General features: G+C 69.3%; 15 protein-coding genes. 13 read left to right on the top strand and 2 right to left on the bottom strand.

The window, feature by feature from the left end; genetic code table 11:
- The 6 genes from AC3WMR_RS10230 to AC3WMR_RS10205 all read left to right on the top strand — a co-directional run bounded on the left by AC3WMR_RS10230 (position 1) and on the right by AC3WMR_RS10205 (position 7,119).
- Positions 1–921 (top strand): efflux RND transporter periplasmic adaptor subunit, encoded by a 921-nt coding sequence (locus AC3WMR_RS10230; RefSeq protein ID WP_492263003.1) that lies wholly within the window; start codon positions 1–3, stop codon positions 919–921.
- Between the two features lie 54 nt (positions 922–975).
- Entirely contained in the window at positions 976–2,397 is a 1,422-nt protein-coding gene (locus AC3WMR_RS10225) for an efflux transporter outer membrane subunit (RefSeq protein WP_492263002.1), read from the top strand.
- A gap of 215 nt (positions 2,398–2,612) precedes the next feature.
- Positions 2,613–3,446, top strand: a complete 834-nt coding sequence (locus AC3WMR_RS10220; RefSeq protein ID WP_492263001.1) for a hypothetical protein — start codon at positions 2,613–2,615, stop codon at positions 3,444–3,446.
- 14 nt (positions 3,447–3,460) lie between these two features.
- Positions 3,461–5,194, top strand: coding sequence for a thiamine pyrophosphate-binding protein (locus tag AC3WMR_RS10215; protein WP_492263000.1), 1,734 nt, complete (start codon positions 3,461–3,463; stop codon positions 5,192–5,194).
- Between the two features lie 40 nt (positions 5,195–5,234).
- Entirely contained in the window at positions 5,235–6,233 is a 999-nt protein-coding gene (locus AC3WMR_RS10210) for a Bug family tripartite tricarboxylate transporter substrate binding protein (protein WP_492262999.1), read from the top strand.
- A gap of 103 nt (positions 6,234–6,336) precedes the next feature.
- Positions 6,337–7,119 carry an SDR family NAD(P)-dependent oxidoreductase gene (locus AC3WMR_RS10205; protein WP_492262998.1) on the top strand — a complete coding sequence of 261 codons (783 nt, stop codon included), beginning with the start codon at positions 6,337–6,339 and terminating at the stop codon, positions 7,117–7,119.
- 101 nt (positions 7,120–7,220) lie between these two features.
- On the opposite strand, the gene AC3WMR_RS10200 is transcribed toward AC3WMR_RS10205, so the two are convergent.
- Both AC3WMR_RS10200 and ypfH read right to left on the bottom strand, forming a co-directional pair.
- Complete coding sequence (locus AC3WMR_RS10200; protein ID WP_492262997.1) at positions 7,221–8,021, bottom strand: IclR family transcriptional regulator; 801 nt, start codon at positions 8,019–8,021, stop codon at positions 7,221–7,223.
- Positions 8,022–8,061: 40 nt separating this feature from the next.
- The gene (gene ypfH / locus AC3WMR_RS10195) at positions 8,062–8,778 is read right to left on the bottom strand and encodes an esterase (RefSeq protein WP_492262996.1); all 717 of its coding nucleotides are present in this window, start codon (positions 8,776–8,778) and stop codon (positions 8,062–8,064) included.
- Between the two features lie 55 nt (positions 8,779–8,833).
- Here ypfH and AC3WMR_RS10190 point away from each other — a divergent pair, with 55 nt between their 5' ends.
- The 7 genes from AC3WMR_RS10190 to AC3WMR_RS10160 all read left to right on the top strand — a co-directional run bounded on the left by AC3WMR_RS10190 (position 8,834) and on the right by AC3WMR_RS10160 (position 18,686).
- Complete coding sequence (locus AC3WMR_RS10190; protein WP_492263307.1) at positions 8,834–10,390, top strand: amino acid permease; 1,557 nt, start codon at positions 8,834–8,836, stop codon at positions 10,388–10,390.
- A gap of 168 nt (positions 10,391–10,558) precedes the next feature.
- The gene (imuA, locus tag AC3WMR_RS10185) at positions 10,559–11,257 is read left to right on the top strand and encodes a translesion DNA synthesis-associated protein ImuA (RefSeq protein WP_175216598.1); all 699 of its coding nucleotides are present in this window, start codon (positions 10,559–10,561) and stop codon (positions 11,255–11,257) included.
- Positions 11,187–12,656, top strand: a complete 1,470-nt coding sequence (locus tag AC3WMR_RS10180) for a Y-family DNA polymerase (RefSeq protein WP_492262995.1) — start codon at positions 11,187–11,189, stop codon at positions 12,654–12,656. The genes imuA and AC3WMR_RS10180 overlap by 71 nt, the downstream gene beginning before the upstream one ends.
- 27 nt (positions 12,657–12,683) lie before the next feature.
- On the top strand, positions 12,684–15,908 hold the full coding sequence (locus AC3WMR_RS10175; protein WP_492262994.1) for an error-prone DNA polymerase: 3,225 nt from the start codon (positions 12,684–12,686) through the stop codon (positions 15,906–15,908).
- Between the two features lie 132 nt (positions 15,909–16,040).
- Entirely contained in the window at positions 16,041–16,919 is an 879-nt protein-coding gene (locus tag AC3WMR_RS10170) for an amidohydrolase family protein (protein ID WP_492262993.1), read from the top strand.
- 53 nt (positions 16,920–16,972) lie between these two features.
- Positions 16,973–18,193, top strand: a complete 1,221-nt coding sequence (locus tag AC3WMR_RS10165) for an MFS transporter (protein WP_492262992.1) — start codon at positions 16,973–16,975, stop codon at positions 18,191–18,193.
- A gap of 106 nt (positions 18,194–18,299) precedes the next feature.
- A complete protein-coding gene (locus AC3WMR_RS10160; protein WP_492262991.1) occupies positions 18,300–18,686 on the top strand; it encodes an I78 family peptidase inhibitor in 387 nt (128 codons plus the stop codon).
- Positions 18,687–18,759 lie beyond the last annotated feature (73 nt).

Below are 18,759 nucleotides of genomic sequence, written 5' to 3'. Positions count from 1 at the left end.
ATGAAACTCCCCAATGCCCTGCGCCCCGCCGCCATCGGCAAATTCGCGCTGACCGCCGCCGTCGTGGTGGCCGCCGTGGCCGCCGGCTGGCAGCTCTGGGTGCACTATGAAGTCGAACCCTGGACCCGCGACGGCCGCGTCAAGGCCTACGTGGTGCAGGTGGCGCCGGACGTGTCCGGCCTGGTCACCGCCGTGCCCGTGCACGACAACCAGGACGTCAAGGCCGGCGACCTGTTGTTCGAGATCGACCGCGCCCGCTTCCAGCTGGCCTTCGACCAGGCGCAGGCGTCCGTGCACTCGCAACAGGTGGCGCGCGAACAAGCCATGCGCGATGCCAAGCGCAACCGCTCGCTGGGCCAATTGGTGGCCGCCGAGGCGCTGGAACAAAGCCAGACCAAGCTGCAGCAGACCGAGGCCGCGCTGGCCCAGGCCGAAGTGCAGCTGAACACCGCGCGCCTGAACCTGGAACGCAGCCGCGTGCTGGCCGCGACCGACGGACGCATCACCAACCTGGACCTGCGTGCAGGGTCGTACGCCACCGCCGGCCGCGGCGTGATGGCGCTGGTCGATTCCAGCTCGTTCTACGTCGAAGGCTACTTCGAGGAAACCAAGCTGCCCGGCATCCACGAAGGCGACCCCGTGACCGTCACGCTGATGGGCGACAGCCGCCAGATCCGCGGCCACGTCGAGAGCATCGCCCTGGGCATCGCCGACCGCGACCGCAGCACCAGCGCCAACCTGCTGCCCAACGTCAACCCGACCTTCAACTGGGTGCGGCTGGCGCAGCGCATTCCGGTGCGCGTGAAGATCGACGAGGTCCCCGACGGCGTGCGCCTGGTCGCCGGTCAGACCGCCACCGTGGCAGTAGGCGCCGCCGCCGCGCCGCGCGCCGGCGAACCCGCGGCCAGGCAGCCGTCCTGATCCGCGCTTCCCTCAACCCTTTCAACCCATCGACAACGCCAAGCCGTAACCGCCATGAACACCAAACTCTTCCTGCCGCTGATGCTGGCCGCCGCGCTGGCCGGGTGCACCACCGTGGGCCCTGACTACCAGGTGCCCGCCGGGTCGGTCGCCACGCGGCAGAGCGCGCAGGTGCCGTTCACCGAAGCGCAGGAAGGCGTGTTCCAGCAGAACGCGGTGGCCGGTCACTGGTGGCGCCTGTATAACGACCCGACGCTGGACGGGCTGGTCGAACAGGCGCTGGCGGCCAACACCGATCTGCGCGTAGCCAGCGCCAACCTGGAACGCGCCCAGGCCGCGGTGCGCGAAACCCAGGCGCAGCAACAGCCCAGCCTGGGCGTGAACGCCTCGCCCACCTTCGGCCACGTGTCCGGCATCCAGGAACTGGCGCCCGGCATCGATTCGCCCAACCGCTGGTCGTATTCGGCCGGCGCCAGCATGTCGTACCAGCTGGACCTGTTTGGCCAGATCCGCCGCGCCGTCGAAGCATCCACCGCCGACGCCGAATCGGCGCAGGCCGCCTACGACGCCACCCGCGTCACCGTGGCCGCGGAAACCGCGCGCGCCTACGCTAATCTGTGCGCGGCCGGCATGCAGCTGGCCTCGGCGCAGCATTCCGTGAAGGTGCAGCAGGAATCGCTGGACGCCGTGTCGCGCCTGCAACGCGCCGGCCGTGGCACCGCGCTGGACGTCACCCGCGCGCGCAGTCAGCTCGAACAGCTGCAAGCCAACCTGCCGCCCTTCCAGGCCCAGCAGCGCACCGCGCTGTACCGGCTGGCGGCCCTGACCGGCAAGACGCCGGCCGAGATTCCCGCGTCGTTGCTGCAATGCGCCGCCGCGCCCAAACTGGCGCAGACCATTCCCGTGGGCGATGGCGCGCAATTGCTGCGCCGCCGTCCCGACATTCGCCAGGCCGAACGCAGCCTGGCCGCCGCCACCGCGCGCATCGGCGTGGCCACGGCCGACCTATATCCCAAGATCACGCTGGGCCTGTCCGCCGCCTCGGGCGGCCCCGCCGCCATGTTCGGCGACCGCGGCACCTTCAGCTGGAGCGTCGGCCCGCTGATTTCCTGGACGCTGCCCAATACCGGCGCGGTGCAGGCCCGCATTGCCGAAGCCGAAGCCAACACTCGCGCCGCCGTCGCACGCTTTGACGCCTCGGTGCTCAACGCCCTGCGCGAAACCGAAAGCGCGCTGGTGGTCTATGCCCGCCAGCTGGACCGCGACGCCTCGTTGCAGGCCGCGCGTGACCAGGCCGCCGTGGCCGCCTCGCAGGCGCGCCAGCTGTTCCAGTACGGCAAGACCGACTACCTGACCGTGCTGGACGCCGAACGCACGCTGGCCACCAACGAAAGCGCGCTGGCCGCCAGCCAGGCCGAACTCAGCAACGACCAGATCGCCGTGTTCCTGGCGCTGGGCGGCGGCTGGGAGAAGTAAGCGCCGCTGCGGACGGGCCGCTCGGCCCGCCTGCTCCTTGCCCGTTCGGGCACTCTTCCAGAAATTGATTTCCATAATATGGAGACATCATTGCTCCAGGGAAACGCACGCTCGTAGAATCGCCTGCAGAACATCATTGATAGCTGCACGGAGATAACCCAGCCCTTGAGCGCCGCCTCTGCGCCACCAGGGTGTTGGGATAAAAAATCCATAATATGGAATACGAGACAGACACCCGGGAAGCCCGCGTCCTGGACAGCATCACCAAGCTGGCGCCCGAAGACGCCGGCCGTGTGGTGATCGCCGGTTCGCACGGCGGCCGCTACGCCGCGTATTGCGCAGCCCGCGGCCGGGTCCGCGCGGTGGTGCTGAACGATGCGGGCGTGGGCTGCGAACAAGCCGGCATTGCCGGCCTGCACGACCTGCAGCAATGGGGCGTGGCCGCCGCCACGGCCGACTATCGCAGCTGCCGCATCGGCGACGGTGCCGACATGGCGCGCCACGGCATCATCAGCCACGTCAACGACCTGGCCTATGCGCTGGGCTGCCGGCCCGGCATGGCGGTCGCACAGGCGGCTGCCCGGCTGGCCCGCGCCGACCTGGCGCCCACCCACCCCGCGCCGCAGAAAGAAGCGCGCCGCATCCTGGCCACCGGCGCCGATGGCGCAGCGCGCGTCATCGGCGCCGATTCGGTCTCGCTGCTGGGCCCCGCGGACGACGGCCTGATCGCCGTCACCGCCTCGCATGGCGAACGCCTGGCGGGCCTGGCCATCGACGGCGTGCGCGCCGAACCGCGGCTGGTGACTTTCAACGACGCCGGCATCGGCAAGGACAGCGCCGGCATCGGCCGCCTGCCCTTGCTGCAGCAGCGCGGCATCGCGGCGCTGACGGTATCGGCCCATAGCGCCCGCATCGGCGATGCCCGTTCGTGCTTCGAAGACGGCGTGGTGTCGTCGGCCAACGCCCGCGCCCGCGACCTGGGCTGCCGCCCCGGCATGGCCCTGAAAACCTTTATCGACGCCCTGCTGACAGGGCGCGCAATCCACTAGGGAGCAACGTCCGCATGTCGGAAAAACTGGAAATCACGGGCGGCGAAGCCATCGCCCGCATGTTCGCGGCGCATGACGTCGGCCTGATGTTCGGCATGGGGGGCTTTCAGCTGCTGCCGTTTTACGACGCGGTGCGGCGCCTGAAGCTGAACCACAACCTGATCAACGACGAACGCTGCGCGGTGTTCGCGGCCGACGCCTACACCAAGGTCAGCGGCCGGCCCGCCGTGTGCGACGCCACGCTGGGGCCGGGGGCGACGAATCTCGTCACCGGCTTGGCCGAAGCCTACAATGCCGGCACCGCGATGGTGGCGCTGGTGGGCGATTCGCACCGCATGCATTCCTGGAAGAACATGACCCAGGAAGCGCGCCAGCTGGAAGTGCTGAGGCCGGTGGTGAAAGACGTGCTGCGGGTCGAGAAGATCGAACGCATCCCCGAGCTGGTGCGGCGCGCCTTCGCGGTGGCCACCAGCGGCCGCCCCGGGCCGGTGGTGCTGGACGTGCCCGAAGACATCGCCCATGAAGTCCACGCCTTCGACGCCGCCGCCTTCCATGCCGTGGATACCTACCGCCGCGCGCCCGCGCTGCGCTGCCGGCCCGATGCCGACGGCCTGGCGCAGGCCGCCGCCATGCTGGCCGGCGCCGCCCGCCCCCTGATGCTGTGCGGCGGCGGCGTACACATCAGCGATGCCGCGCAGGCCGTGCAAGACTTCGCCCGGCGCTACAACATTCCCGTGGCCCACACCATGAGCGGCAAGGGCGCGATCGCCTGCAGCGACCCGTTGAACGCAGGCCTGTTCGGCCGCTACAGCCGCATCGCCAACGAGCTGATATCCAAGTCCGACTGCCTGTTCGTGGTGGGCTGCAAGCTGGGCGAAGTGGCCACGCGCCGCTACGACCTGCTGTCCACGGGCGCCCCCATCATCCACCTGGACATCGTGGCCGAGGAATTCGACCGCACCACCACGCCCGCGCTGCGGCTGTGGGGCGACGTGCGCGCCACACTGGCCGACCTGGACCAGCACCTGGCCGCGCAGCCCGATGCCGGCGCCTTGCGCCGCCAGGGCTACGCCGACGAAGTGGGCCAGGCCATGCACGCCTGGCGCGAATCCGTGCAGGGCAAGCTGACATCGGCCGACCGGCCCATCGGCATGGCCCGCCTGATGCACGAGATCAACGCCAGCCTGCCCGAAGACGGCGTGCTGGTGGCCGACGGCGGCTTTGCCGCGCACTGGGGCGGCCTGCTGTTCGACACCAAGCGCGCGGGCCGCGGCTTCGTGCCCGACCGCGGTTTTGCGTCCATCGGCTACGGCATTCCCGGCGCCATCGGCGCAGCGGCCGCGGCCCCGGGCCGGCAGGTGGTCAGCCTGACGGGCGACGGCGGCTGCAATATGTCGCTGGGCGAACTGGAAACGGCCGTGCGCATGGGCCTGGCGTTCACGCTGGTGGTGGTCAACAACGCCGCGTCGGGCTATATCAAGGCGCTGCAGCACCTGATGTACGGCAGCGGCAGCTACCAGTCGTCGGACCTGGCGGAAACCCACTACGCCAACGTGGCGCGCGCGCTGGGCTGCAATGGCATCCGGGTGGAGGACCCGGCCGAGATACCCGCCGCGCTGGCCGCCGCCTACGCCTGCCGCGATCGGCCGACGGTGCTGGACGTGGTGGTCACGCGCGACCCCGCGCACATGCTGCCGGGCGTGGACAGCCGCGCAGCCAAGATCAAGCCGGGCGACCGCATCGCCTGAGCCAATAAAAAAACATCATTCCCACGCGAGGAGACAAACCATGAAAATCCGCAACTGGCTGACCCTGGGCGCTGCCGCCCTGGCCGCTGCCCTGGCGGGTCCTGCCGCCGCCCAAGGCAATGCGGCAAGCACCGCCGGCAACTACCCCGACCGCCCGATCCGCCTGATCGTGCCCTTCCCGCCCGGCGGCACGTCGGACGTGGTCGGCCGCATCTTTGCCGAGGCGCTGGGCAAGCAGATCGGCCAGCCGGTGGTGGTGGAAAACCGCGGCGGCGCGGGCGGCACGGTAGGCTCGCGTGCCGTGGCCAGCGCCACGCCGGACGGCTACACCCTGCTGCTGGGCACGTCCAGCACCAACGGCACCAATTCGGCGGTGTACAAGAACCTGCCCTACGACGCCGTCAAGGACTTCACCCCGGTCACGCAGATCATCCGCGTGCCGGGCGTGATCGTGGTCAACAAGGACTTCCCGGCCAAGGACTACGCCGCGTTCTTCGCGCTGATCAAGGGCGCGCCGGGCAAGTATTCCTACGCCTCGTCGGGCAACGGCGGCGCCACCCACATGGCAATGGAATACTACAAATCGCTGTCGGGGCTGGACATGATGCACGTGCCGTATCGCGGCACCGGCCCCGCGCTGAACGACGTCATCGCCGGCCAGGTGCCCATCCTGTGGGACACGGCGGCCTCGTCCATGGCGCACATCCAGTCCGGCAGCCTGCGCGCCATCGTGGTGGCCGCCAAGAAGCGGCTGCCGCAACTGCCCGACGTGCCCACGTTTGCCGAGGTCGGCCTGCCCGACTACGACGCCGAAATGTGGAACGGCCTCTTGGCCCCCGCCGGCCTGCCCGCTCCCATCCTGGCCAAGCTGAGCGAGGCCTCGCGCCGCGCCCTGGCCGACCCGGACGTGCAGGCCAAGTACGCCGGCGTGGGCGCCTACGTGGTGGCCGACCAGCCCCAGGCCTTCGCCGCGATGATCAAGGAAGACGTGGCCAAGTGGAAGAAGGTGGCCGACTTCGCCCACATCTCGGCGGACTGACATGAGCCAGGCAGAGAGGGAGCCATCCCACGAGGGCCGGTCGAACCCGGGACAACCAGGCTCGGGTCAATCGGATTCGGTCCGACCTGGCGCGAGCCGGCGCATGCAGGGCAAGACGGCCCTGGTGTTCGGCGCCGGCTCGTCCGGGCCAGGCTGGAGCAACGGCCGCGCCGCCGCGGCCCTGTACGCCCGCGAAGGCGCGCACGTGTTCGCGGTGGACCTGCGGCCCGAATCGGCCGAGGAAACCCGCCAGATCATCCTGGACGAAGGCGGACGCTGCACCGCGCTGGCGGCCGACGTGACCAACGGCGGCCAGATCCTGGCGGTGGTGCAGGCCATGCGCGAGCAGGCCGGCCGCATCGACGTGCTGCACAACAACGTCGGCATCACCGAAATGGGCGACCCCATCGAGGCCAGCGAAGCAAGCTGGCACCGCGTCATCGACACCAACCTGACCGGCGTGTTCCTGACCTGCAAGCACGTGCTGCCGGTCATGCTGGCCCAGGGCGGCGGCAGCATCGTCAACATCTCGTCGCTGGCGTCGATCCAGGTCAACACCTACCCCTACACCTCGTACTACGCCGCCAAGGCCGGCCTGAACCACCTGACCCGGGCGCTGGCGGTGCGCTACGCGCCCGACAACATCCGCGTCAACGCGGTGCTGCCGGGCGTGATGGACACGCCACTGATCTACGCGCAGATCACGGGCCAGTTCGAAGACGTCGAGGAAATGCGCCGCCGACGCAACGCGGCCAGCCCGATGGGCCGCATGGGCGACGCCTGGGACGTGGCCCATGCCGCGCTGTTCCTGGCCAGCGACGAAGCCCGCTACATCACCGGCGTGTGCCTGCCGGTGGACGGCGGCAAGTCCTGCGCGGGGCGGTAACGGCCGGCTTGCCGCGTTGCGTGGCGGGGCCGGCTTGCCGCATTGCGCAGCGAGGCCGGCCAGACCGGTCAGCGATGCCGGTCACGCGCCCGCCGGGCCTGTCAGGCCCGCGGCGCCAGTTCCGCCGCCAATTCCGTGGCGGCGCGCTGCAGCGATGCCACCACTTCCTGCAAACGCGCACCCGACAGGCGCGAACGGATCGCCGCCACGCTCAACGCGGCCACCACGTGCTGCGCGCGGTCGAACACCGGCACGCCCACGCCCAGCATATCGGGGATGATGCGGCCCGGGTTCAGCGCATAACCGTGCTTGCGCGCCGCGGCGATGTCCTCGCGCAGCATGGCGGTGGACGGCAGGTCGGGCGCGGCCGACGCGTCATAGCGCGCCAGCACCCGTTCGATGTCGTCATTGGGCAGGAACGCCAGCAGCGCCAGGCTGCCCGCCCCCACGCCCAGCGGGCGGCGGTGGCCCACTTCCAGCGTCAGGATCTTGATGGGAAAATCGCCCGTCTTGCGGTCGACGCAGACGGCCTCGTGGCCCGAGCGCACCGACAGGAAACTGGTATCGCCGGTGGACTGGGCCAGGCGCAGCACCGCCGATTCGGCGATGGCCTTGATGCCATGGCGGCTTTCGGCCGCCAGCCCCAGAATGTAAGACTCGCGCCCCAGGCTGTACGTCTTGAGCTTGGGATTCAGCGACAGGAAGCCTTCCTGCAGCAGCGCCGTCAGCATGCGGTGCGCGGTGGGCGGGGTCAGGCCCAGTTCGCGCACCACGTCGGTCAGGCCCACGCCGCGCGCGGGCGCCGCACCCACGTACTTCAGGATGCGCAGCACCCGGAAAATGCTTTGCGCGCCGCCAACGGGGTCCGCCTCGCGCGCGGCCGCGGATTTCGCGGGGCTCATCGGACAGCCCTCGTCCGGCAAGACGCTCGGGCGCGCGGGTTCAATGCAGCGTGGCGCCGTCGGGTGGCGCCTGGTTCAGGCCCAGCGCCGCTTCCCAGCTGCGCAGCGGCACGCAAGTTTGCAGCCGCACGATGGCGCGCTGGATCAGGGCCGGATGCAGCTCGTGGCCCACGTGCGTGGCGATGTCGATGGTGGCGTCGCCGTGCAGTTCGTCCAGCCGCGCCTGCGCGGCCTGGATGTGCGACACGTGCATCACGGGGTCGTCGGCGCCATGCAGCAGGTGCAAGGTGGTGTATTGCGGCGCGGCCTTGGGCAGCTGCGCATAGCGGCCCGAAAAGGCGATCACGCGCCCGGCCATGCCGTCGTGCGCCTGCACCAGTTCAAGCGCCATGATGGCGCCCTGCGAAAAACCGGCCAGCGCGGTGTCTGACTGCAACAGGCCGAAGCGGGCCTGGGCCTGGCGCACATAGGCTTCCAGCGGCGGCATGGCCTGGGCCACGCGTTCGGGGCGGTTGTCTTCGGAAACGCCGCGCACCGAGAACCACTGGCGGCCGGCGCCGCCGCCGTCAAAGGGTTCGAAACCTTCGGGGATCAGCACCGCGGCGGCAGGGAACGCGGCGCGCACGGCCTCGGCCAGCGGCAGCAGGTTGTCGGGCAAACCGCCCACGCCGTGCAGCAGGATGAACAGCTGGCGCACGTCGGTGCCAGGTTCGGGCAGGAATTCGAGCGAGCGGGAAATCGGGGGAGAAGCAGCCATGTAACGGCTCCGCAAAGGCACTGGATAGCCCCATTGTAAAATGCGCGCCACACGCATTTCGACGCATTCCATGAAAACACCGACGACAGACTCGGGAAATCCTCCGGCCGGCCAAAACCAGTTGCACCGCGTGCTCAAGGCACGCCACCTGACCATGATAGCCCTGGGCGGCGCCATCGGCACCGGCCTGTTCATCGCCTCCGGCGCGGCCATCGCGCAGGCTGGGCCGGGCGGCGCGCTGCTGGTCTACCTGCTGATTGGCCTGATGGTCTATTTCATCATGACCAGCCTGGGCGAACTGGCCACCTTCATGCCCGTCTCGGGCTCTTTCTGTACCTATGCGTCCCGCTATGTGGACGGCGGCTTCGGCTTTGCGCTGGGCTGGAACTTCTGGCTGAGCTGGGCCACGGTGGTCGCGGTGGACGTGGTGGCTGCCCAGCTGGTGATGGCGTACTGGTTCCCCGATACCCCCGGATGGATCTGGAGCATCGTGTTCCTGGGCGTGACCTTCGGCCTGAACGCGTTCTCGGCGCGCAGCTTCGGCGAGGCCGAATACTGGTTCGCCATCATCAAGGTCGTGGCCGTCCTGTGCTTCATCGTGCTGGGCCTGGCCATGCTGGTGGGCATCATCCATAGCGACGCGCCGGTGGGCATGCGCAACTGGGCGGTGGGCGACGCGCCCTTCGTGGGCAACGCCGCCACCTGGGTGGGCGTGGCCATGGTCGTGGCCTATTCGTTCCAGGGCACCGAACTGGTGGGCGTGGCGGCCGGCGAATCCGAAAACCCGCGCCGCAACGTGCCGCGCGCCATCAACCACGTGTTCTGGCGCATCCTGCTGTTCTACGTGCTGGCCATCCTGATCATCGGGCTGCTCATTCCCTATACCGACCCGCAACTGCTGCGCAACGAGGTCGAGGACATCGCCGTCAGCCCGTTCACGCTGGTGTTCCAGCACGCCGGGCTGCTGTCGGCGGCCACCGTGATGAACGCGGTGATCCTGACGTCGGTGCTGTCGGCCGGCAACTCGGGCATGTACGCCGCCACGCGGATGCTGTTCAACATGGCCGTCGAAGGCCAGGCCCCGGCGATCTTCAAGCGCCTGACCCGCAGCGGCGTGCCGCTGTACGCACTGCTGGCCACCACCGCGCTTGCCTGCCTGTGCATGTTCAGCGTGGTCTACAGCCCCAAGGCGGTCTACATCTGGCTGCTGAATTTCGCGGGCATGACCGAATTCATCGTCTGGCTGAGCATCGCCGTCAGCCACTACCGCTTCCGCCAGGGCTACGTGAAGCACGGCTACGACACGGCCAACCTGCCCTACAAGGCCGGCCTGTTTCCGTTCGGGCCGGTGCTGGCCTTCGTGCTGTGCCTGCTGGTCACGCTGGGCCAGAACTACCAGGCCTTTCTGGACGAACGCATCGACTGGATCGGCGTGGCCTCGACCTACCTGGCGATTCCGTTGTTCCTGGCGTTCTGGATCGGCCACCGGCTGGTACGCAAGTCGCACTGGATCCGCTACGAGGACATGCAGTTCTACGGCCTGGAAGCCGATCGCGCAGCGGGGATTGGGCAGGATGAGCCGGCGGTGGCCGGCCAGAGCGTTCGGCCCTGAATCCACTGGGAGCGAAGATCTGGCGGTGATTCGGATGACGGCATAAAGCGGATACCTTCCGCTACTTCCGTCCGGGGTAATATACTGTATATTCGTACAGTATATAAATAGGCCCAGGCGCATCCCGCCTGGCTATTCACCCCAGGAAAACCGGGTCGTCCGCCCGCCATGCAGTCTCCAGAACACATCCACCCCGCCGTGTGGCGCGCCACCCAGCTGGCCCGGGGCGCCGCCCGCAGCCTGCCCACCGGCCACGCCGCCCTGTCGGCCGAGCTGCCGGACGGCGGCTGGCCGCTGGGCTCACTGATCGAACTGCTCACCCCGCAGCCGGGCATCGGCGAAATCCGCCTGCTGCGGCCGGCCCTGGCGCAACTGGAAACCCGCCGCGCCATTGCGCTGGTGCAGCCGCCGCATGCCCCGCATATCGCCAGCTGGATGAGCTGGCGGCTCGATCCCCGGCAACTGCTGTGGGTGGCCCCCGAAAAACCCCTGGATGCCCTCTGGGCCGCCGAACAGATCCTTAAAAACGGCAGTTGCGGCGCGCTGCTGTGCTGGCTGCCCCACGTGCGCCCCGAATCCCTGCGCCGCCTGCACCTGGCCGCCCAGGCCAGCGACCTGCTCTTTGTCGCCCTGCGCCCGGCCAGCGCGGCGCAAAACGCCACCCCCGCCCCCTTGCGCCTGGCGCTTGCGCCCGCCGCGGGCGGGTTGTCCGTCCATATTCTCAAGCGCCGGGGGCCGGTCTGCGACACCCCGCTGTACGTAGGCCTCGAGCCCGGCGCCCTTACGCCTTCCCGCCATGCGCCTCTGGATCGCCGCCTACCTGCGCTGCCTGCCGCTGGACGCCCTGCGCCCGCACTGGCCGCATGAAGACCAGGCCTACGCCGTTCTCGACCAGGAACGCGTCGCCGCCCTCACTCCCGCCGCTCATCGGGCCGGGGTGCGAACGGGCATGCGCCGCGGCGGCGCGGCCGCCATCGCGCCCGGCGTCGAACTGCTGACGCGCGAGCCCCTGGCCGAAGCCGACACCCTGCAAGGCGCGGCCCTGGCGCTGCTGCAATACACCCCCGAAGTCGCCCTGGCCGGCGACGACACCATTCTGCTCAACGTGGGCGCCAGCCTGCTGTTCTTTCGCGGGCCGCGGGCCCTGCACCGGCGCGTGGCCGCCACGCTGGGCGCACTGGACCTGCGCGTGTCGCTGGGCATGGCGCCCACGGCGGCCGGCGCCTGGCTGCTGGCGCACCGCCCGGGCCGCGCCCGGTTGCGCCGCACCCTGACGCTGCCCACGCTGGCGCGCCGCCTGGACGCCCTGCCCGTGGCCCTGTTGCCGCAGGCGCAGCCGCGGCTGGACTGGCTGCACGACATCGGCTGCCACACGCTGGCCGACCTGCGCGCGCTGCCCCGCGCCGGCCTGCAACGGCGCAGCGCCCCCGACCTGCTGCAAGCCCTGGATGCCGCCTACGGTCAGTCGCCCGAACTGCACCGCTGGATCGAACCGCCGCCCAGCTTCTCGCGCCGCATCGAACTCATGGACTACGTCGAGCACACCGACGCGGTGCTGGCCGTGGCGCGACGTCTGGCCGAACAGCTGGGCGGCTGGCTGGCCGCGCGGCAACTGGCGGTGCGACGCGTAGTGCTGCGGCTGGACCACGAACGCGGTCGCCACGCCCGCCCGCCCACCGAACTGGAACTGGCCTTGGCCCAGCCCGTCTGGCAGGCGCCCCAGATTCTCAACCTGCTGCGCGAAAAGCTTGGCCGCCTGACGCTCGAAGCCCCGGTCATCGCGGTGGCGCTGCTGGCGCCCGACACGGTCGACCAGCCCGCCGCCAGCACCACCCTGTTTCCCGAACCGGGCGGCACTGCGGCCGACCACGCCCGGCTGCTCGACCTGCTGGCCGCGCGGCTGGGGCGCGACCAGGTGCGCCGCCCCTGTCCCACGCCCGACCACCGCCCCGAAGCCGCCAATTCCTGGGGCGATGCGCTGGATGCCCCGCAACGCGCCGAGCCCCTGCCCGCCACGCTCGATCGCCCCTTCTGGCTGCTGGATCCGCCGCAGCCCCTGAAGCTGTCCGGCCACCGTCCGCAATACGCCGGCCAGGCCCTGCGGCTGATGCGCGGCCCCGAACGCATCGAAAGCGGCTGGTGGGACCCGGCCCTGACCGTGCGCGACTACTTCGTGGCCGAAGACGACGCCCGCGCGCGCTACTGGATCTACCGCGAACGCGACGACGAACACGCCCGCTGGTTCCTGCACGGCCTGTACGCCTGACGGCGCCCTTCTGCCCCGCGACCCGCCATGCAACCGTTCGACGATTCCCCTGATGCCCCCGATCCGCTGATCGGGCTGCCCGGCTATGCCGAGCTGCAGTGCCAGTCCAACTTCTCGTTCCTGCAAGGCGCCTCGCACCCCGAAGAACTCGCCGCCCGCGCCGCCGAACTCGGCTACGCGGCCCTGGCCATCACCGACGAATGCAGCCTGGCCGGCGTGGTGCGGGCCCACATGGAAGCCAAGACCCAGAAGCTGCCGCTCATCATCGGCGCCACCTTCCGGCTGCGCGCCGGCCCCGACGCCGCGCCGCTGGACCTGACCCTGCTGGCGCAGACCCGCGAGGGCTACGGCAACCTGTCCGAACTCATCACCCTGGCGCGCACCCGCGCCCCCAAGGGCGAATACCGCCTGGCGCCCGAAGACTTCACCGACCCGCCGCCCGGCTATGCGCACCTGCGCCACTTGCCCGAATGCCTGGCCATCCTGTCGCCCACCTACGGCGACGACCCCGACCGCATGGCCCAGCAGGCGCGCTGGCTGGCGGCCACCTTCGAACGCCGCGCCTGGGTCGGCCTGACCTTGCTGTACCGCTCGCGCGATGACCTGCACCGCGCCGCCGTCGAACAGGCCGCGCAAGCCGCCGAACTGCCCTTGGTGGCCCTGGGCCAGGTGCAGATGCACGTGCGTTCGCGCAAGCCGCTGCACGACACCCTGACCGGCATCCGCACCCATCAGTCCGTGGCGCAGTGCGGCTACGCGCTGGCCGGCAATGCCGAACAGCACCTGCGCAGCCGCATGCGGCTGGCCAACCTGTATCCGCCCGACGCCCTGGCCCAGACCCTGGTGGTGGCGCGCCGCTGCGCGTTTTCGCTGGACGAACTGCGCTACGAATACCCCGACGAAATCGTCCCGCGCGGCCACACCCCCGCCACCTTCCTGCGCCAGGAAACCCTGGCCGGCGCCGCGCGGCGTTTTCCGGCCGGGGTGCCGGCCAACGTCTCCGAGCAGATCGAAAAAGAACTGGCCCTGATCGCCGATCTGCACTACGAAGCCTATTTCCTGACCGTCTACGACATCGTGCTGTTCGCCCGCAAGGCCGGCATCCTGTGCCAGGGCCGCGGGTCGGCCGCCAACTCGGCCGTCTGCTACTGCCTGGGCATCACCGAAGTCGACCCGCGGCGCGGCAACAACCTGTTCGAACGCTTCATCAGCAAAGAACGCAACGAGCCGCCCGACATCGACGTCGACTTCGAACACCAGCGCCGCGAAGAAGTCATCCAGTACATCTACGAAAAATACGGCCGCCAGCGCGCCGCCCTGACCGCCGTGGTGATTTCCTACCGGCCGCGCAGCGTGCTGCGCGACACCGGCCGCGCACTGGGCGTCGACCTGGGCGTGATCGACGCCGTGGCCCGCGCCCACCAGTGGTGGGACGGCAAGAAGGAAATGCTGCGCACCCTGGGCGCCTGCGGACTGGACCCGGAATCCCAGGTGGCGCGCCAATGGGCCGCGCTGGCCCAGACCCTGATGGGTTTTCCGCGCCACCTGTCGCAGCACCCGGGCGGCTTCGTCATTTCGCGCGGCAAGCTGTCGCGGCTGGTGCCCATCGAAAACGCCGCCATGGCCGACCGCAGCGTCGTGCAATGGGACAAAGACGACCTGGACGCGCTCAAGCTGCTCAAGGTCGACGTGCTGGCGCTGGGCATGCTGTCGGCATTGCGGCGCACGCTGGAACTGGCCGGCCAGCGCCGCGGCCAGCCGCTGCGCCTGCAAGACATCCCCGAAGGCGATGACCCCACCTACGACATGATCTGCGACGCCGACACCGTCGGCGTGTTCCAGATCGAATCGCGCGCCCAGATGAGCATGTTGCCGCGCCTGCGGCCGCGCAAATACTACGACCTGGTGGTGCAGGTGGCCATCGTGCGGCCCGGCCCGATCCAGGGCGGCATGGTGCACCCCTACCTGCGCCGCCGCCAGGGCCGCGAAAAAGAAAGCTACCCCAGCGAACGCGTGCGCGGCGTGCTCAGCCGCACCATGGGCGTACCCATCTTCCAGGAACAGGTCATGCAGATCGCCGTGGTCGCGGCCGGTTTCACGCCCGGCGAAGCCGACCAGCTGCGACGGTCCATGGCGGCCTGGAAACGCAAGGGCGGCGTCGACAAATACCGCACCAAGCTGGTGGGCGGCCTGCTGGCCCACGGCTACACCCTGGAATTCGCCGAAGCCCTGTTCCGGCAGGTCGAAGGCTTTGGCGAATACGGCTTTCCTGAAAGCCACGCCGCCAGCTTCGCCCTGCTGGCCTATTCCAGCTCATGGCTCAAGCGCCACGAACCCGAGGCCTTCCTGGCCGCCCTGCTCAATTCCCAGCCCATGGGCTTTTACCCCGCGGCGCAACTGGTGCAGGATGCCCGCCGCCACGGCGTGCGGGTCCTGCCGGCAGACGTCACCGTCAGCGGCTGGGACTCGGCGCTGCAAGCCCTGCCCGGCGGGCAAGCGCCACGCCCCGCGCATCCGCACGCGCCACCCGCCGACGAAGCCCGCCCCGCCGTGCGGCTGGGCCTGAGCCTGATCCAGGGCCTGCGCGAAGACACCGCCCGCCGCATCGAAGCCGCCCGCGCCGACGCGCCCTTCGCCAACACCGGCGACCTGGCCCGCCGCGCGGCCCTGAACCGCCACGACCTCAATGCCCTGGCCGCCAGCGATGCCCTGTTGACCCTGGCCGGCCATCGCCGCCAGGCCAGCTGGGAAGCCGCCGCCAGCGTCCACAGCCGCGACCTGCTGCGCGACGCCGCCATCCACGAAACCGAGGCCCCCGTCCTGGCCGCCCCGTCCGAAAGCCAGACCGTCGCGGCCGACTACCGCAGCGTCGGCCTGACCCTGCGGCGCCATCCCGTGGACCTGCTGCGCCCGCAACTGGCCGCCCGCAACTTCCAGCCTGCCGCCGTGCTCAACGGCTACCCCGACAAGCGCGTGGCCCGCGCCTGCGGCATCGTCACCGTGCGCCAGCGGCCGCAAACCTCCAAGGGCGTCATCTTCGTCACCCTCGAAGACGAAACCGGCCCCGTCAACGTGGTGGTGCGCCCCGAACTGATCGAACGCCAGCGCCGCGAACTGCTCGGCTCCAGCCTGCTGGGCGTGTACGGCACCTGGCAGAACGTCGACGGCGTGCGCCACCTGATCGCGCAGCGGCTGGTGGACCTGTCCGACCTGCTCGGCGGGCTCAGTACGCCCAGCCGCAATTTCCATTAAGACTTGGCGTCCGCAAGCAAACCTTTGCAGGTTCTCTCTGCCCGTCCTATATCCCGGCGCTTTTAACCACATACGCAATTTTATTATCTACGATAGTGTCCTTCGCAACCCTCCCCCGCAAGGACACGTTTCATGCCCGCCGCCCCCCCGCTCTGCCTGGGCCCCCTGCCCACGGTCGCCGCCGCCCGCTTCCCCCTGCCTGCAGGCGCTTGCGACACGCACGCCCACGTGGTCGCCGCCGACAACAACGCCTACCCCTTCGTCCCTGAGCGCAGCTACACGCCGCCGCCTGCCACTGAAGCGTCTTACCTGGCCATGCTGGATGCCACCGGCATGACGCGCGGCGTCCTCGTGCAGATCAGTGTCCATGGCACCGACAATCGCTACTTCCTGGAAGTGCTGCGGCGCCACCCACAGCGTCTGCGCGGGGTCGGCGTGGTCGACCCGTCAGCAAGCGACCGCGAGCTCGACGCCATGCATGCCGCCGGCGTGCGCGGCCTGCGCATCAATGTCCTGTTCGGCGGCGGCATCGGCTTTGACGCCATGGAATCCCTGGCCCACCGCTGCGCCGAACGCGGCTGGCACATGCAATTCCTGCTGGACGCACGCCGCCTGCCTGAGCTCTTGCCCCGCATGCGTCGGCTACCCGTCGTCGGCGTGATCGACCACATGGGCCATGCCCCCGTCGCAGACGGCACCAACAGCCCGGGCTTTCAGGCCATGCAGCACCTGGTGCGAGACCACGGCTGGTGGGTCAAATTGTCCGGCGCCTATCGCATCAGCGAACGCTTCGACGACTTCGACGACGTCACGCCATGGGCGCGTGCGCTGATCGAGACTGCGCCCGACCGGATGCTCTGGGGCAGCGACTGGCCCCACGTACACATCCCCCGCATGGTCGACACCGGCCACCTGCGCAACCAGTTGGCTGACTGGGCGCCCGAAGCCGCCCTGCGCCACCGCATCCTCGTCACCAACCCCCAACACCTCTACGGCTTTGCCGCGATCTGAGATCGCCGCGGCCGCCGTGCCGAAACGTTCATCCCCCCTCACTGAGACACAGCATGCAATGGTTTCGAGAATTGAATACGACCGAGCGTCGCACCTTCATCGGCGCGTTCGGCGGCTGGGCCATCGACGCCCTGGACTTCATGGTCTTTACATTCGTGATTTCCACCCTGATGACCCTTTGGCATATCGACAAGGGCCAGGCCGGCATGCTGGGTACGGTCACCCTGCTGTTTTCGGCGGTAGGCGGCTGGCTGGCCGGCATCCTGGCCGACCGCTACGGCCGCGTGCGCATCCTGCAATACACCATCATCTGGTTTTCAGTCTGCACGGTCGCCATCGGCTTCGCGCAGAATTTTGAACAACTGTTCGTCCTGCGCGCCCTGCAAGGCCTGGGCTTTGGCGGCGAATGGGCAGTCGGCTCGGTGCTGATGGGGGAAATCGTCCGCGCCCAGCATCGCGGAAAAGCGGTAGGCACCGTGCAAAGCGGGTGGGCCGTGGGCTGGGGCGCCGCCGCAGTGCTCTACACCTTGGCTTTTTCCGTGCTGCCGCCTGAATGGGCGTGGCGCAGCCTGTTCTGGATCGGCGTGCTGCCCGCCTTCCTGGTGCTCTACATCCGCAAGCACGTCCCCGAACCCGAAATGTTCCAGCGACGCCAGGCCAGCGGTCTCGCGGCGGCATCCTTCTGGACCATCTTTTCGCCCGCCCTGCTCAAGACCACCGTGGTCACGTCGCTGCTGTGCACCGGCGTCCAGGGAGGCTACTACGCGATCACCACCTGGCTGCCGACCTTCCTGAAAGTCGAACGGAATCTGTCCGTGCTCAATACGGGCGGCTACCTGCTCGTCATCATCGCGGGCTCATTCTGCGGCTACATCACCGGCGCCTACCTGGCCGACCGCCTGGGCCGCCGCGCCAACCTGCTGATTTTCTCCGTGCTGTCCGCGGTCAGCGTCTACGTCTATACGCAACTGCCCCTGACCAACGGCCAGATGCTGGTGCTGGGCTTTCCGCTGGGCTTCGCGGCTTCGGGTATTTTCAGCGGCATCGGCGCCTACCTGACCGAACTGTTCCCCTCGAACGTCCGGGCCACCGGCCAGGGCTTTGCCTACAACTTCGGGCGCGGCGTGGGCGCCCTGTTTCCCGGTCTGGTGGGGTTTCTCAGTCAGCAGCACGGCCTGGGCTGGGCGATCGGCGTGTTCGCGGCAGGCGCCTATGCCGTCGTCATCCTGACGGCGCTGCTGCTGCCCGAGACCAAGGGGCGCCAACTGGAATAGATATTTTCCCCGGCAAGCGCGGCGCAGGCGGCTGGTCTATGATGTTTTTCCCCGGCGCTGAAACTTTCACGGTGAATGCGCCTCGGACATCTTTCAGGAGTAATTCATGATTCGCAAGCTGATTCCCGTCCTGCTGGTCGCCGCGCTGAGCGCCTGCGCCAATACCGGAACCCCGCGTTCCTCGTCCGCTTCGGCATCCACCGATTCCAGTTCAAGCAGCCCGGCTTCCGCTTCCGACTCCTCGTCCAGCCCGTCCTACGGCGCCTCGACGTCGGGCCGCCCCACCGGCAAGACCTGCGACGCCAGCGGCCTGCAATCGCAGATCGGCCAGAAGGCCACCCCCGCCGTCCTGGAAGACCTGCGCGGCCGCAGCGGCGCCACCACCGGCCGCATCCTGCGCCCGGGCCAGCTGGTCACCATGGAATACAACGACACCCGCCTGAACCTGATCGTGGACAAACAGGACGTCATGACCGCGATCCGCTGCGGTTAAGCCCGGTCTTTTCGGCCACGGACGGCCGGCGGCGCCGGGGCGGCCACCGCCTCGCGCCGTCCTCCCCCGGCCC

Source organism: Achromobacter sp. FW305-C-28 (genome assembly GCF_058783235.1).
Note: the sequence above shows the minus strand (reverse complement) of the source record. Positions and strands in the feature narration are given on the sequence as shown.